The sequence below is a fragment of the Kitasatospora sp. NPDC028055 genome (assembly GCF_040637885.1).
In the GTDB taxonomy this organism is placed as follows: domain Bacteria; phylum Actinomycetota; class Actinomycetes; order Streptomycetales; family Streptomycetaceae; genus Kitasatospora.
The window spans coordinates 1-16,160 of sequence record NZ_JBEZXE010000063.1; the positions used below are offsets into that span (position 1 = coordinate 1).

Here is a 16,160-nt window from a genome sequence, read left to right on the forward strand (position 1 = left end):
GTCGCCAGGATCCTGGCCTCCTGCCTGGGCTCCGACGCATCGCGGTACCACGCGGTGATCGCGGTCCGCGCTCCCGTCGCCGCGCAGGAGACCGACGGTGTCGTCATCGCGGTCAACTCCGCGAAGCAGTACGTGCAGTGCGAGTCGAAGGGCGACAAGGGCAGGAGCATGTCCGTGCCCGCGACGTTCATCAACGACCGCCTGTGGGGTGCCGGTCACCTGATCGAGTTCTTCGACAGTTTCAGCACGCCGGCCGGTGCCGGACAGCTCCTGTCGGTGGGCGCCGGGCACTACACGCCCGAGGTCGCCAAGGTCACCATCAGCTACGGCGACGACCCCACGCAGTACCCGGCCGTCATGGCGGACGGCGCGTTCGCTTACACGGCGGCCATCTCCACCGGCTCCTCCGACCCGAAGTCCTTCCCCCCGAGCCCCTACGTCCACGCCTACGACGCGGACGGCAAGGAGATCTACAACCAGAAGACCCAGCCCAACACCAAGAACACCCACCCGTAAGCGTTTTCGACCCGCTGGACGCCCTCGACGGCCGGAGCCCCGGCGGGGCCGCCGAGTTCGAGGGCGACGTCGAGGTGGTCCAGGGTACGTCCGCAGCCAGCGCAACCGCACCTCCGTCGAACTGCGCACTCGTGCGGGACTCATGAGCGCACTCGGGACTTCGAGACCCCCGGAGTGACTTTCGGGAGCGGCACGGGAATCCTGTTTCGCGAGCGAACAAATCGGCTCCCCTGGTGGCCAACTGACGCAGAGTCGCCGATCCCTGTTGATATTCGGACATAAGGGACCATCACCCTGCAGACTTTGCCGATTCGATATCCAATCTGGTCTTCCGGGCCGAACGGCTCTGCGATCTTTGGAGGGCAGCAAAATCTTTACCATCACTATTCACGGAGATAACTCTCTTGCCATCGAGGAAGCAGGCCTCGCCCGAGTTCGGGGGCGGGGCCTTCACTACGCGCAGACTGCGGCGAACAGCCGTCATAGCGGCGCTCGCGATGCTGGTCGAGACGGGGGTCGCGCTCGACGCGATGACCTCCGAGGCCTTCGCGGCGCCCGGCGGCACCAAGGCGTCGGCGACCGCACCCAACACCGCGCCGGTCAACGAGGCGCCGGACGCCACGTCGGCGCTGCTGGCCGCGCGGCTGAACGGCCACCGGATCGAGGTCACCGGGGCTCGGACCGCCACCACCACCCTCTGGGCCAACCCCGAGGGCACGCTGACCCAGGACACCGCGGCCGGACCGGTCCGGGTGAAGGTCGGCGAGGCCTGGGTCCCGGTCGACACCACGCTCGTCGAGACCTCGGACGGCAAGGTCGCACCGAAGGTCCACCCGGAGGGTCTGACGTTCGCCGGCGGCGACGCCTCGGTGAAGGCCGGTGACGCCGTCGCCCCCGCAGCCCCGCCGGCGGCCTCAGTGGCCCCGGCGGCCTCGGCGGCCTCGGCGCCCTCGGCGGCCCCAGCGGCCCCGGCCGCCGCTCGCGCCAACCGCAGCGAGACCCGCCCGCCCGTCGGCGCGCCGACGCCCGAGGCCCAGCCGGCGCAGTCCACGCCCTTCGCGAAGCCCACCGAGCCCGCCCCCGCCGAGCCCGCCGCCCCCGCCAAGCCCGCCGAGCGCGAGCTGGTGAAGATCGGCAGCGGTGAGCAGCAGGTGCAGTTCGGCTGGCTCGGCCGGCTGCCCAAGCCCAAGCTGGAGGGCAGCAAGGCGACCTATGCCGACGCCCGCCCCGGCGTGGACCTCGTCCTGGAGGCCACCCGGACCGGCTTCGAGCAGTTCCTGATCGTCAAGGACCGCTCGGCCGTCTCGCAGGCCGGCACGATCGTGCTGCCGATCGACACCAGCGGCCTGGACGCGGTCCGCAAGGACGACGGCTCGATCGAGCTGACCGAGCGTCCGTCCGGCAAGGTCCAGGCGAAGATCCCCGCCCCGGTGATGTGGGACGCGAGGGTCGACCCGAACTCGCAGGAACACAACCACCGTGCGCCGGTGGCCATGGAACTGCGCGGTTCCGGCTCCGACGCCGAGCTGGTCTTCACCCCGGAAGCGGGCTTCCTCACCGATCCGGCGACCAGCTACCCGGTGACGATCGACCCGGCGCTCACCCTCGGGCCGTCCTTCGACACCTTCGTCCAGCAGGGCTACGACACCGACCAGTCCTCCTCGCCGGAGCTGAAACTCGGCAACAACGGCAGCGGCCAGGTCGCCCGGTCGTTCCTGCACTTCCCGGAGGGGCCGTACCACGGCAAGCACATCCTCTCGGCGAAGCTCAACCTCTACATGTTCCACTCGTGGTCCTGCGAGCCGTGGTCCTGGGAGGTCTGGGACACCGGTCTGGCGTCCACCGCCACCCGCTGGAACAACCAGCCGGGCTGGAACAAGATGTGGGCCACCAGCAGCACCACCACTGGCAACGAGGCCGCGGGCTGCGGCAACGCCTGGGCCAGTCAGGACGTGACGAGCCTGGTCACCGCGTGGTCGGACAACGGCTATACCAACAACGCCCTGGGCCTGCGCGCCTCCACCGAGACCAGCCCGTACTCCTGGAAGCGCTTCGACTCCGCCGAGGGCTCCAACCCGCCGTCTCTGTCGGTCACGTACAACACGATCCCGACGGCCCCGCCGGCGGTGGACGTGTTCCCCGCCCACCAGGGCAACCCCCGCTACACCTCCTCGGCCACGCCCACCTTCCAGGTGCTGGCCAGTGACCCCGACGGCGGCGGCCGGGTCGGCGCCGACTTCGACCTGTACCGCGCCGGCGTCTTCGTCAAGCGCGTCTACAAGGAGGTCCCGAACGGCAGTTACGCCCAGGTGAAGCCCGCCGACTTCGGGATCGCGAAGCTCGACGAGGGCGTCACCTACTCGATGGGCGCCCGCCTCTGGGACGGCACGGACAACTCCCCGTGGGCCCCCAAGGACGTGGTCGTCGTCGCCGACACCACCAAGCCCGGCGCGCCCTTCGTCACCTCGCCCGACTACCCGTCGGACGAGGCCTGGCACGGCGCCGCGGGCCAGGCCGGGCGCTTCACCCTGACCCCGCCGGCCGGCACCGACGACGTGATCGGCTACCTCTACACCGTGGACGGCAAGTCGCCGACGACGGTCGACGCGACCGGCGCGACCACCGCCTCGATCACCCCTGCGACCGACGGCACCCACGTGCTGAAGGTGCAGACGAAGGACCGGGCCGACAACCTCTCGGACCCGGCCGTCTACACCTTCCGGGTCGGCAAGGCGGGCGTGACCTCGCCGGTGGACGGCACCCAGGCCGCGAAGCGGGTCAAGCTCGCCGTCGACGCCCAGAGCCAGTTCACCCGGGTCACCTGGCAGTACCGCCGCGGCCCCGGTGCCACCGAGTTCGACGTCCCGGCGGCCCACCTCGCCAAGGCCGACAACACGCCGGTCACCGGTGCCCGGCCGCGGCTGGCCGACCTCGGCACCCACGCCAACTGGTCGGTGCTGGAGTCACTCGGCCAGGTCGGCGGCGTCGTGCAGGTGCGCGCGCTGCTCTACACCGACAAGGACACCGACCCCGCGTACCCGACGGCCTGGTCGACCTTCACCGCCGACCCCAACGCCGACGGCGCGGCCGGCACCCCGGTCGGGCCGGGCTCCGTCAACCTCCTGACCGGCGACTACTCGGTCGACGTCACGGACACCGACGAGTTCGGCATGGCCACCAAGCGCTCCTCCTCCTCGCGCGGCACCGGCCGCGGCTGGCAGGAGCAGGGCGAGCGGCTGACCGCGAACCAGCAGCAGGTGTCCACCGACACCACCGGCTTCCTGGCGACCCCCGGCACCGCGCTGCGCGCCACCGACCGGGGCCAGGGCTCCTCGACCGACTCGCTCAAGGTGCTGCCGGACGCCAACAAGTCCGGTGACACCTACGCCCTGCTCGGTGGCTCGGGCGGCCTGCAGCTGGGCATGAAGCCCGGCCACACCTACCGGGTCAAGGCCTGGGTCTACGTGCCGTCCTCGACCGGCCTGACCGCCGGGTACGACGACCGCGGCATGCGGATCGTGGTCGTCCACGGCAAGGCCGGAGCGCTCACCACGACCGTCTCGCGCAAGGCGCCGTACACCGACGCCTGGGCGGAGCTCACCACCGACGTCACGCTCGCCGCGGACGCCACCGAGGCGCAGGTCCGGCTCTACAACGGGCACTCGGACAACGCCGACAAGCCCGTCTACTTCGACGGCATGTCGGTGCGCGAGCTGGTCGCACCGTTCGGTCCGCAGTGGGCCGGCGGGGCACAGGGCGAGGCGGCCGAGTACGTCTCGCTCGCCTTCCCGAGCGCCGACGCCGCGGTGCTCAAGGCCACCGACGACACCTCGGTCACCTTCGCCCGGGCGCAGGACGGCACGCTCTACCCCGAGCCCGGTGCCGAGCACCTCGGCCTCAAGGCGACCGGCGGTACCTACACACTGTCCGAACTGGACGGCTCCACCACGGTGTTCGCCCGCCAGGGCGACTCCGACGTGTACACCGTGCAGTCCTCCACCGGTCCGGACGCCGCGTCGACCACCCGGTACGTCTACGACTCCACCGACCGGCGCGCGCTGGTCAAGCGGGTGATCGCACCCGTGGAACCGGGCGTGGACGACGCCAACGGCTGCGCCGTGGACCCGCTGCCGCGCGGTTGCGAGGTCACCGACTACGACTACGCGACCAGCACAACGGCCGCCGCCGGTGCCCCCGGCGACTTCACCGACCGGGTGAAGTCGGTCAAGGTCTGGTCGTGGAACCCGGCGACGTCCAAGCAGGAGGCCGTCGAGGTCGCGCACTACCTGTACGACGACCGCGGCCGCCTCGTCCAGGTCTGGGACCCCCGCCTGGCCCAGCCGTTGAAGACGGCGTACGGCTACGACGACGCGGGCCGGGTCACCCGGATCTCCCCGGCCGGGGACCTGCCGTGGGACTTCGACTACGGCAAGGCCGCGGCCGACCAGGACCCGGGCCGCCTGCTCAAGGTGCGGCGCGCCGCGCTGGCGCAGGGCTCCAAGGACCAGGTCGTCGGCGAGACCGCGACGGCCGTCGTCTACGACGTGCCGCTGACCCGCGCGTCGGGCGGTCCGTACGACCTGGCCGGTTCGGACGTGGCCAAGTGGGCGCAGACCGACGCCCCCACCGACGCCACCGCCGTGTACGGCCCCGAGGACGACCCGGGCACCGGCACCGCCTCGGCCGCCAAGCCGGGACCGGATGGGTACAAGCCGGCCACCGTCCACTACCTCAACGCCTCCGGCAACGAGGTCAACACGGCCAGCCCGTCCGTCACCCCCGGCGGTGACATCGACACCCAGGAGTACGACCGCTACGGCCACCCCGTCCGCACCCTGGAGGCGACGGACCGCGCGATCGCGCTCGGCACCCACCCGGAATCCGAGCGCCTCGTCGCGGAACTGGGCCTGCCGGCCGACTCCGCCTCCCGCGCCCGGCTGCTGGACCACCGGACGGTCTTCTCCGCGGACGGCCTCGACGTCGTCGACACGCTCGGCCCGGTCTACCGCGCCTCGCTCGCCGAGCAGGTCGAGGGCCAGAGCGCGCCCGCGTCCGCCACGGCCGAGGGCGAGAGCCTGGTCCAGCTGGGCGCGACCGACCCGGTTCGGGTGCAGACGCTCGCCCAGTGCTGCGCGGGGGCCGGCTGGTCCGGCGGCGCGCAGGTGTTCTTCGGCGCCAACGAGGTCGGGGACAACGCCTCCTTCCGGGTCTCGGTGCCCGAGGAGGGCGAGTACCAGCTCGGCGCGCTGCTGACGAAGGCGCCCGACTACGGCATCGTCCAGCTGTCGGTCGACGGCCAGAACGTCGGCGGCACCTTCGACGGCTACGGCCCGAGCGTCACCAGTACCGCCTTCACGGCCGGGGGGACGGTCCGGCTCGCCCGGGGTGACCACGAGCTGCGGCTCACCGTCACCGGGAAGAACCCGGCCGCCGTCGCGCCGTACTACCAGGCGGGTCTGGACCGGGTCACCCTGACCAAGACCACGCTCAACCCGACCCTCCCGGCCGGCACCCCGGTCGTCGCCCGGGACCACAACACCAACACCTACGACGAGGGCAAGCCCGACGGCCGGGCCTACCACCTGGTCACCACCGCCACCGACGGCGCCCGCATCGACGGCTACGCCGACGACGTCGAACTGCGCGTCACCAGGACCGGCTACGACGCGCCGATCGGCGGCACCTCCGGCTGGACGGTGAAGGCCGCGACCTCGGTCACCACCGACGCGCTCGGCGCCAAGCTGACCGCGTACGTGAAGCACGACGCCGCCGGCCGAGCCGTCGAGTCCCGCAAGCCGGGCTCGACCGGGAACGACGCGGGCACCGTCAAGTCGGTGTTCTACACCGCCGGGGCCAACCCGGACGACGCCCTGTGCGGCAACCGTCCGGAGTGGGCCGGCAGCCCGTGCGCCACCCTGCCGGGCGGTGCGGTCACCGGGGCGGACTCGACCCGGATGCCGACGACGCTCCCGGTCAAGCGGGTCACCCGCTACTCGCCGTTCGGCGAGCCGGAGGAGACCACCGAGACCAACGCGGGCAAGTCCCGCAAGACCGTCATCGGCTACGACGCCGCGGACCGGGTCGTCTCCACCGAGATCAGCTCGGACGAGGGCCAGCCGCTGCCCCCGGTCACCACCGAGTACGACCCGGCGACGGGCGACGCGGTGCGGACCACGGCGGGCGGCAAGTCGATCACCCGCGTCATGGACGCACTCGGCCGCCTGGTCTCGTACACGGACGCCGACGGTGGCACCACCACCACGGAGTTCGACCGGTTCGGCAAGCCGGTGAAGGTGAGCGACCCGACCGGGTCCACCACGTACACCTACGACCGCGCGAAGGAGCCGCGCGGCCTGGTCACCTCGGTCAACGACAGCGTCGCGGGCGAGTTCACCGCCAGCTACGGCCCGGACGGCCAGCTGGTGGAGCAGACCTACCCCGGCGGGATCGTCCGCAAGGACACCTTCAACGCCGTCGGCGAGGCCACCGGCCGTACCTACACCCGCAGTTCGGACAACTCCGTGGTCTGGGCGCAGACCAGTGACGTCTCCACCCAGGGCCAGGTGGCCAGGAACACCAGCTCCACCGCCACCCGCAGCTACGAGTACGACCGGCTCGGCCGCCTGGTGAAGGCCCGCCAGTCGACCACCACCAGCGGCTGCGTCACCCGGCAGTACGCGTTCGACGGCCACTCCAACCGACTGTCGAAGACCACCCTGCCCTCGGCCCCCGACGGCACCTGCGGCACCACCGGGGCCGTCGCGGAGAACCACACCTACGACAGTGCCGACCGGCTCACCGACGCGGCCTTCGCCTACGACGCCTTCGGGCGCACGGTGAGGACCGCGACCGGCTCCGCCAACACCTACTGGGCGAACGACAAGGTCGCCGCCCAGGAGAAGGGGGACACCAAGCAGCAGTGGGCCCTGGACGCCGCCCACCGCTTCACCGCGTTCACCACATCCAAGAAGCAGGCCGACGGCACCTGGGCCAACGCCACGTCGAAGCTGAACCACTACGGCGACGACTCCGACGAGGTCCGCTGGACGGTCGAGGACACCACCCAGGGCACCGTCACCCGCAACGTCTCCGGCCCGGACTCCGACCTGGTGGCCACCACCGGCAAGTCAGGTGACGTCCAGCTCCAGCTGACCGACCTGTTCGGCTCGGTGGTCCTCACCACGGACCCGGCGCTGACCAAGCCGGTGGTGCTGGACTTCGACGAGTTCGGCATCCCGCAGGACGGCCAGGCCGCGGTCCGCTACGGCTGGCTCGGCGGCAAGCAGCGCTCCGCCGAGGCCCAGGACGGCGACGTCCTGATGGGCGCACGCCTGTACAGCCCGGCCCTCGGCCGCTTCCTCCAGGTCGACCCGATGCCGGGCGGCAACGCGAGCCCGTACGACTACTGCACCGGCGACCCGATCAACTGCACCGACCTCGACGGCAACTGGGGCATGCCCAAGTGGCTCAAGAAGACGGTGCACGTCGTCGCCAGGGTCTCCGAGGTGGCGTCGTACATCCCCGGCCCGATCGGCTCGGTGGCCGCCGGCATCTCGGCGGTCTCGTACGCGGCCACCGGCAACTGGCGCAAGGCCGCCGAGATGGGCGTCACCGCCGCGGCCGGCCTGGTCGGCGCCAACACCGCGGTGCGGGCCGGCTTCACCGCCGCACGCGCGACCCGCGCCGCCAGCCGGACCAGGAGGTTCGCCTCCCGCGCCCGGTCCGTGTTCCGCCGCACCGGCTGCAACTCCTTCGCCCCCGACACCCCGGTGCTCATGGGCGACGGCGGACAGCTGCCGATCGGCGCGGTGCAGGTCGGCGACGAGGTGCTGTCCACCGACCCGGCCACCGGCGAGACCCGGCCCGAGCCGGTCCTGTCGGTCATCTACGGGTACGGCACCAAGCACCTGGTCGACATCGAGACCGCGGCGGACCGAAGCGCCGAGGCGGGTCGGGGCACCGAGGCGGGTCTCGGCACCGGCGCGGGTCTCGGCACCGGGACGCAGCGCGGCGCCGAGGCGGGTCAGGCGCTGCGCGCCACCGCCGAGCACCCCGTCTGGGTGCGCGGCCGGGGCTGGACCGACGCCGCCGAGGTGCGCGTCGGCGACGCCCTGGTGACCCCGGCCGGCACCCCGATCACCGTCACCCGGGTGACCGACCTGGGCGAGGTCCCCGACCAGCTGGTCGTCAACCTCACCATCGGCGACCAGCACACCTACAGCGTCCGCTCCGGCGACGACTGGGTGGTCGCGCACAACCGGAACTCCTGCCAGATCGACCTGCCGCACATCCTCGGCGGGCACGGTGCGGGCAGCCGGATCGCGGGCAAGAGCCGCTTCCGCTCGCGTAACGTCAAGGAGGTCAAGTACCTCATCCACACCACCATCAAGAAGGGAAAGAGCCGGCCCAACACCGGTGGCCGTGAAGGCCGGATCTACGAGCACGACTTCGGCCGGATCATCGGCCGGGACGGCAACGGCCGGCACACGACCCGGCTGCGCGTCGTGGTGAAGACCAAGCGGGGCAGGAGGACGGCCAGGACGGCCCACCCCTACTGACCCTGAACCGGATCGCCGGGGGCCGCGCGTCGGCCCCCGGCGATCCGCCGTATCCCCATCCCCTCCCGCAACGGACCGCACCATGATCGATCTCTCCTTCTCCCCCGCCGAGACCGGCGGCGCCGACCGGGGCCCGAACGCCACCATGGACTTCGCGACCGCCGACCTCTACGACCTCACCTACGAGGCCTTCCGGGGCCCGTACACCTTCCGCCTGGACGGCGCCGACTTCAGCGGCACCGGTCCGGTCCTGGACATCGCGCTCGGGCTCTTCGGCGCGGCCCGGGAGCTGGCCGACGCCAAGCGCGCCCGCTACTCCGCCGCCGGGGGCGCGGGCGAGTACCGCTTCGAACGGCGGGGCGACACCGTCCGCATCCGTCAGGAGCGCGGCGGAACGGGCACCGTGGCGTACGCCGAACTCGCCGAGGCCGCACGGGCGTTCCTGGCCGAGGTGGTGCGACAGCTCTGCGCCAGGTTCCCGGACCTGCGCCGCAACCCGGAGATCCGCCGCCTGCGCACCGCCGCGGAGGCCGGCCCCGCCTGACCACAGCTCCTGGCGGGTGGATGCCTACGCGTGGGAGTGGTCGTGCTCCTGCTGGAGCTCGTACTCGTCCCAGGCGGGAAACGGGTCCTCGAACGCCGTCCAGACGTGCGGCCCGACCGCGTGCTCGGCGTCGTCCAGCAGGCAGTGGGTGAGCGCGGTGCGCAGCTCGTCCGCCCGCAGCCCGGTGCCGATGAAGACCAGCTCCTGGCCGTTCCGCACCTGCTCGTCGCCGAGGCCCGTCAGCGCCGTGGCGTCGGTGAGACCGGCCAGGTCCGTCGGCAGGGTCGTGGTCGGGCGCATGCCGGAGGGTTCGAAGCGGGCGACCGAACCGGCCTGGGACCACAGGCCGGTGACGGCCGGGCGGGCGGCCAGCCAGAAGAAGCCCTTCGAGCGGAGTACGGTGCCGAACTCCCCCGCGTCGAGGCGCTCGCTCACCAACTCCCAGAGCCGGCCGGGGTGGAAGGCCCGTTCGGCGCGGAAGACCAGGCTGGTGATGCCGTACTCCTCGGTCTCCGGCACGTGGTCGCCGTTGAGCTCGGCCACCCAGCCGGGAGCCTCCTGGGCCTTGGTCAGGTCGAAGAGGCCGGTGCCCAGGAGTTCGGCGGGCGGAACTCGCCCGCCGGTCGCGCGGACGATCCGGGCGGCGGGGTTGAGCCGGCCGAGCGTGGCGGCGAGCCGGTCGGCCTCCTCGGCCGTGACCAGGTCGGTCTTGTTCAGGACCAGGACGTCGGCGAACTCGACCTGGTCCATCAGCAGGTCGCTGACGGTGCGTTCGTCGTCCTCGTACTGGTCGAGGCCGCGTGCGGTCAGCTCGTCGCCGCCGCGCAGTTCGGGCAGGAAGTTCGCGGCGTCCACGACGGTGACCATGGTGTCCAGGCGGGCCACGTCGCCCAGGGTGGCGCCGTCGTCGCGGGCGAAGGCGAAGGTGGCCGCGACGGGCATCGGCTCGGAGATGCCGCTGGACTCGATCAGCAGGTAGTCGAAGCGCCCGGCCCGGGCGAGCCGGTCGACCTCCTCCAACAGGTCGTCGCGCAGGGTGCAGCAGATGCAGCCGTTGGTCATCTCGACCAGGCGTTCCTCGGTCCGAGAGAGGGCACCGCCGCCCTCGCGGACCAGGGCTGCGTCGATGTTGATCTCGCTCATGTCGTTGACGATGACCGCGACCCGCAGGCCCTCGCGGTTGTTCAGCAGGTGGTTGAGCAAGGTGGTCTTGCCCGCGCCGAGGAACCCGGACAGCACGGTGACCGGAAGCCGGCCGCTCACCGGCCCGCCCTCGCTGCGGCCGGGGCGCCGGAGACGTACGGCAGCAGCGCCATCTCGCGGGCGTTCTTGATGGCCCGCGCCATCGCCTTCTGCTGCTGGACGGTGAGCCGGGTGACCCTGCGGCTCCGGATCTTGCCGCGGTCGGAGATGAACTTCCGCAGGAGGTTGGTGTCCTTGTAGTCGATGTACGTGATGCGGGCCTCGTGCAGAGGGTTGGGGCGGGCCTTGCGGTCCCGGCGGGCGGGGGCGATCTTGGTCACGACTTCCCTGTTTCTGGTGAGATCTGGTGAGAGGTGCGTACGTCGGGCGACGGGGGACCGCGCGGTTCCTCGAAGGCGTCGGACAGGGCCGCCTTCTGGTCCGCGGTGGTAAGTCGACACTAGCAGTTAATGAAAACGAAAACCATTTCGCTACTGGGTCCAGTCCTGGTCGGGGCGGGCAAGGGCGTGCCAGGCGTGGTAGCCGCCGAGGAGGTCGGAGCGAGGATTCAGCGCGCCGGCCTCCGGCTGGGGTCCCGGCAAGAGCCGACTTCTCCCTGGTCGCCCGCTTCCCGGCCCGGCCGGGCACCCGTGTGTTCCGCTGGTCTACTCCCTCAGCGCGGCAGAGCCGGAGTAGGCGTACCCGACGAGCCGGGCCAGGGCGCCCGGCGGCAGTGGCCGGTCAGGCAGTGCCTCGCGGCGGCGTGTTGCCACGGAGGATGATCCTGGCCGCGGAGGTGCCCAGGCCAGTCGGCCCGCCCAGGACCGGTTGTGTCCCGGCGGCCGGGGTGGCGCGCTGGGCCTGGTAACGCTGCTCGGTCGACGGGTCCACGGGCTCGTCGCCGAACAGGCTGCTCAGCTGTGCGGACACGGCCGGCTGCACGGGGACGCGGCTACCGAGGCGGCGTTCGTGGTAGCGCTCCATGATCGGCACGTACAGCAGGCCGGCGCGGCCGTAGTGCACCAGACTGTCGTGCGCCCCGCTCGCCACCAGGTCGTCGATCAGGTCGAGGTAGATCGAGTGGTAGGCCCTCTGCCGCCGGGCCGCCAACTGCTGGTTGGCGGTGGGCTGGTGGATATCAAGGCGATAGACGTCCAGGGCGGACTTGGCCAGGTCCATGGAGATGGCGTCGGCGATGGAACTGTCCATCAGCCAGCTGAACGAGGCGGGGCCGGTGTCACAGATGCGGGCCAGCCCGATACTGCAGCCGTAGTTGTTGGCGGAGTTCATCCGGTAGACGCTGGCGTCCCATGCCGACGGGGAGTCGTTGAGCTGGGCGTGCAGGCCGACCTGCCCGTTGGTGGGGGCGTGGTCGAGTTTCTCGACGTACTGGAAGAAGTACTCCCGGACCAGGGCGAGCAGCGCGTGCACCGCGTCGTGCCCCCAGCCCTGCTCGTCCATGGCGGTGACGACGTCGGCGGCCGAACGGCCGTACATGCGGAAGTCGCCGCGCACCAGGTCCAACGGCGGGATGCAGATGTCGTCGCAGATCGTGCTCAGGGCGACGTAGTGCAGGACGGCCGGCTGGCTCGCGTACCGTTCGCCGCACCAGGTGGCCATCCACTGAAGGGTGTCCCGGCAGGCGTAGGCCACCACCTCCGCGGCCGTGGTGTCGCCCTTCTTCGCCCAGTCGGAATAGTCGATCCTCGTTCCTTCCCCGGCGTCGACCCTGGCCACGACCGCGCGGAGGAGAGGCCAGAGGTTCGCCTCGTGGGACTTCGAGGTACCCGCCTCGTAGCCGCCACCTCCCATGAGGAGAAACAGGTCCGCAGTGTCCTTGTTGTACCGGGACCGGGCCGAACGGGGGACCGATGGCGCTGGAGTGGTCCTGGGGTAGTGCAGAAACGTGCACGCCACGGTCTCGCGGCAGGCCGGGCCGCACCACATCAGGTGCGCCGAATCGAGCAACTCCGCTGTGGTGCGGGACCGGGCCAGCCCACGCAACGCCTCCGTCGCCGACTGCCGGTAGTGCAGGAGGTCCACGCACACCGGAGCGCGACCGCTGCCCACCGGCCCCACGACAGGCGCCGGCAACGGTCGCACCGTCCGGGTGCCCACAACGGTGGCGAACTCCGAGGCCGGAGGTACCCCTTCCCAGAGTGCACCGACCCTGCCGGCCGAAAACCTCATCCGCTGATCGAGCATGCCCATGTTCGTCACCGGACCGGTCTATCGCCCGGGCTGCGCACACGGGGTGATCGAGTACTTTCCTCACTCGAACGAGCTAGTGTGATGCGCCATAAACCGCCCGCCGGATCGCACAGCGGAGTTGATCGCTGCGACGATGCCCAACACGGTGGGCAACGCCCCATGCGGGCCAGCGAGTCCGTCGGCCCGGGCGGCGTCGTCCGGCGCGGTCCGCAGGTGGCCGAGGTTTTCGCGCTCGCCGACGCGTCGGGCGCCGTGGGAGGCGGCGGTGAGGTGGTCCAGGGCGTCAAGGTCGGGCACCGGCGGGCGGCACTCACCAGGCCCAGGAACAGACCATCTGATCTGGGTGTCAGCTGCTGAGGTCGAACACGCCCCACGTGGCGAACGGCTCGGTCTGGACATAAATCCTGCTTCCTCGGCTGACGACCCGTCGGCGGCTGTAGGCTGGGCCATCGGGCAGGGAGAGCCGGCCGACGTCGGTTGGCTCGACAGATGTCTCGGTGAGCTCTCCGTAGGCGAGTCGGTCCCGCTCCTCGCCGTAGCCGCCGTAGAAGGCCACTCGCTCGCCGTGGATGGCTACCGCCTTGGCGCCCCGAACGCGGTTCGACCACACCCTCACGGGCTTGTCGGTACGGTCGGGGCGTATCTCGACGAGCGGGAAGTCCGTGTAGGGGCACGCCCAGGCGGTGGTGCTGGACACGTTCAGGGCGTAGCAGTCGAAGAGGCCGGGGATGCGGGCGCCGTCCGACGTCCAGGTGAGCCGGCCCGTGGCGCTCCAGCGGCGGATTCCGTCCGGGTTCTCGTCGAAGTGACCGACCCAGATATGGTCGGACTCGTCAACGAGCAGGTGCTCGATGGCGTCTCCGACGGAGAAGGACGAGGTCTCGCGCCCGAGGGCGTCGAAGACCTGGACCTGGTTCGCATCCTCGTCCCGTCCGGCGCGCGACGCGGCGACGACGAACCCACTGTCCGACAGGCGGTCCAGGCGTGGCCAGCGGGCTCGCACGGCGCTCAGCTCGGTGAGTTCGACGTTGCCGCCCGTGTGGACGGAGACAACCAGCGCGTCGAAGGGCCGGAGTTCGTCGCCGGGTTGCGGAGCGCGTTCGGCAAGCAGCCAGTGGGCGGCGCCGAGTACGTCGATGGTGCTGGTCAGGACGTGGCGGTTGTGGTGTGCTCGGGGGAGGTGGGCGTAGGGAACAAGTGCATTGTTCGGCACGGACGGGCTCTCCTCGGTGGGTGGTCACGGCGATCGGTCCCTGCGGTGAGCAGTGAGCGGCGGCGCGCGAGCGGTGGAGAGCGGAGCGGGGCGCTTAGCGGGCATGGCCCTTTCTGGTCGTCATGAGGGGATCTTCGTCGACATCCGGCCTCATGACAAACCCTTTCGGCGCACCGCCCTCATTGATCGACGAAACCTCCAAGTCGCCATCTCCATCGACGGCGACCGCTCAGCTCGCCAACTCAAGCACTCATTCGCCATCTGAGAGGGCGTCCTGTGAGGGTATAGGCAGTTCGGCCATCGAGCGCATCTCGTTGGTCGAGTCCAACGAGAACCGCAAGGGCAACGTGTTGGACGCGTGGCTGCCGCATCTGGAACGCGGCGAACTCGTGGTCTCGATCGTTCCTCTCATCCTGCCCTACCGTCTACGCGGCACGAGTCCGGCCTCGAAGACGATGATCGCGAGGTGGACGCGGTCCCGAGCTTCGAGCTTGGCGAACAAGCGTGCGACATGCGTCTTCGCCGTCGCCGCGCTGATCACCAACCGCCCGGCTATCTCACCGTTCGACAGTCCCTGTCCGACCAGTGCCAGCACCTCGCGCTCCCGGTCGGTGATCCCCGCGAGGAGACTGGAGTCCGCGTCGGGCTCGGCGTCCGGTTCGGGGACTGATGATGATCGCGGTCGCCGCGCTCGGCGTGCTGAACACCGTGGTGCAGGACACCCGGGAACGGATCCACGACCTGGGGATCTTCAAGGCCCTCGGGATGACGCCCAAGCAGACCATCGCGATGGTGCTGACCTCGGTGAGCCTCACCGGCCTGATCGCCGGGCTGATCGGGGTCCCGATCGGGATGGCGGTGGAGAAGGTGACGCTGACCCAGATGGGGAGCGCGATCGGCAGGAACCTGCCGTCGAGCGTGACCCACGTCTACACCCCCGGGATACTGCTTCCGCTGCTGGCAGGCGGGATCGCGATCGCCCTGCTCGGGGCACTGCTGCCGGCCGGCTGGGCGGCGCGCTCCCGGACCGCCACCGCGCTGCGGACCGAGTAGAACCGGTCACTCGTAGCACTATGTTCGACTTCGTTGAAACGGGTCACGGATTCGGCTGTGCGAGTAGGTCGGCGGCGTGGTCGGCCGCGGGGATGGCTGCGAGGTGGTCGGCGAGCCGGTAGAGGCTTTCGCGAAGTTCGTCCGTGCGTTCGCCAGAGTAGGCGGGCGCCGGCTGCTGAGCCGGGGCGGTCAGCAGGTTGGTGCCGGGCGGGAAGACGAGATACTCGGCTGCCTGTTGGGCGTCCATGTCTTCGGCGGCTTGGACGAGCAGAATCGCGACCGTGCGCCGGAACCTGCGCGAGTGGGGTGGGAACGGGCAGTTGGCATCCGGTCAGAAGATCCGGAACCACCGGTCGGGTAGTTCCTGGGGGATGTTCTCGGGGGCGAAACCGTGACGGTGTTCGATCTTGAGGACGAGGAGCGAGGGGATGACCTGGCGCCGTGTCCAGGCTGTGGAGGGGTTGCGCGGCCGGGGGCGCCTGCGCAGGGATTGCTGGACGACTGCGCGGCGGGCGAGTGTGGTGTCCCTGTCCAGGAGCTTCCAGGTGGCTCCCCACCGCTTGTTGTCGCGTTCGGGGACTCGGGGTGAGTGCTCTCATGTGTTCACGTGTGCAGCAGGGTGAACTCATCCCAATGCTGACCTCATGCTGACTTGTCTGATTGCACGTCAGCTCGGCAGTTCCTTCCGGTGACCGCACATTTCGACCGGGGCGGACTTTGCGCTGGCCGCCCTGTCGCCGAGCAGGGAGCCTTGGGCGTCGTAGCGGGTCAGGGAACGGCGCATCAGGTGCCAGCCGCGGCGCAGCGGCGCGTTGCCGTCCACGGTGGCCATGAAGGCGGGTACGGCACGCCGGGTTCGGGTGACCCGCAACCAGGGGTCCTG

General features: G+C 70.8%; 9 protein-coding genes and 2 pseudogenes. 4 read left to right on the top strand and 7 right to left on the bottom strand.

Going from position 1 to position 16,160, the window contains the following annotated elements:
* From AB0F71_RS35910 to AB0F71_RS35920, 3 genes and pseudogenes are all read left to right on the top strand, one after another.
* Positions 1–516 (top strand): annotated as a pseudogene (locus AB0F71_RS35910) (hypothetical protein); the annotation flags it as partial.
* A 497-nt stretch (positions 517–1,013) separates the two neighbouring features.
* Positions 1,014–9,074, top strand: coding sequence for a DNRLRE domain-containing protein (locus tag AB0F71_RS35915; RefSeq protein ID WP_360244077.1), 8,061 nt, complete (start codon positions 1,014–1,016; stop codon positions 9,072–9,074).
* 82 nt (positions 9,075–9,156) lie between these two features.
* Positions 9,157–9,618, top strand: a complete 462-nt coding sequence (locus AB0F71_RS35920) for a hypothetical protein (RefSeq protein ID WP_360244080.1) — start codon at positions 9,157–9,159, stop codon at positions 9,616–9,618.
* A gap of 24 nt (positions 9,619–9,642) precedes the next feature.
* On the opposite strand, the gene AB0F71_RS35925 is transcribed toward AB0F71_RS35920, so the two are convergent.
* The 5 genes and pseudogenes from AB0F71_RS35925 to AB0F71_RS35945 all read right to left on the bottom strand — a co-directional run.
* Positions 9,643–10,881 (bottom strand): GTP-binding protein, encoded by a 1,239-nt coding sequence (locus AB0F71_RS35925; RefSeq protein ID WP_360244083.1) that lies wholly within the window; start codon positions 10,879–10,881, stop codon positions 9,643–9,645.
* Positions 10,878–11,132, bottom strand: coding sequence for a 30S ribosomal protein S18 (gene rpsR, locus AB0F71_RS35930; RefSeq protein ID WP_360244160.1), 255 nt, complete (start codon positions 11,130–11,132; stop codon positions 10,878–10,880). Before rpsR ends, AB0F71_RS35925 begins: the two co-directional genes overlap by 4 nt.
* Before the next feature lie 409 nt (positions 11,133–11,541).
* Positions 11,542–12,537 (bottom strand): hypothetical protein, encoded by a 996-nt coding sequence (locus tag AB0F71_RS35935; protein ID WP_360244086.1) that lies wholly within the window; start codon positions 12,535–12,537, stop codon positions 11,542–11,544.
* An 820-nt stretch (positions 12,538–13,357) separates the two neighbouring features.
* Positions 13,358–14,224 (bottom strand): hypothetical protein, encoded by an 867-nt coding sequence (locus tag AB0F71_RS35940; protein ID WP_360244089.1) that lies wholly within the window; start codon positions 14,222–14,224, stop codon positions 13,358–13,360.
* Between the two features lie 418 nt (positions 14,225–14,642).
* Positions 14,643–14,849, bottom strand: a pseudogene (locus tag AB0F71_RS35945) (helix-turn-helix transcriptional regulator); the annotation flags it as partial.
* 44 nt (positions 14,850–14,893) lie between these two features.
* Between AB0F71_RS35945 and AB0F71_RS35950 the strand changes: the two are divergent.
* Complete coding sequence (locus AB0F71_RS35950) at positions 14,894–15,277, top strand: ABC transporter permease (protein ID WP_360244092.1); 384 nt, start codon at positions 14,894–14,896, stop codon at positions 15,275–15,277.
* Between the two features lie 43 nt (positions 15,278–15,320).
* Here AB0F71_RS35950 and AB0F71_RS35955 read toward each other — a convergent pair whose 3' ends face one another.
* Together AB0F71_RS35955 and AB0F71_RS35960 are read right to left on the bottom strand one after the other, a co-directional pair.
* A complete protein-coding gene (locus AB0F71_RS35955; protein WP_360244095.1) occupies positions 15,321–15,524 on the bottom strand; it encodes a hypothetical protein in 204 nt (67 codons plus the stop codon).
* A 420-nt stretch (positions 15,525–15,944) separates the two neighbouring features.
* A complete protein-coding gene (locus tag AB0F71_RS35960; RefSeq protein WP_360244098.1) occupies positions 15,945–16,148 on the bottom strand; it encodes a hypothetical protein in 204 nt (67 codons plus the stop codon).
* Positions 16,149–16,160: the final 12 nt, after the last annotated feature.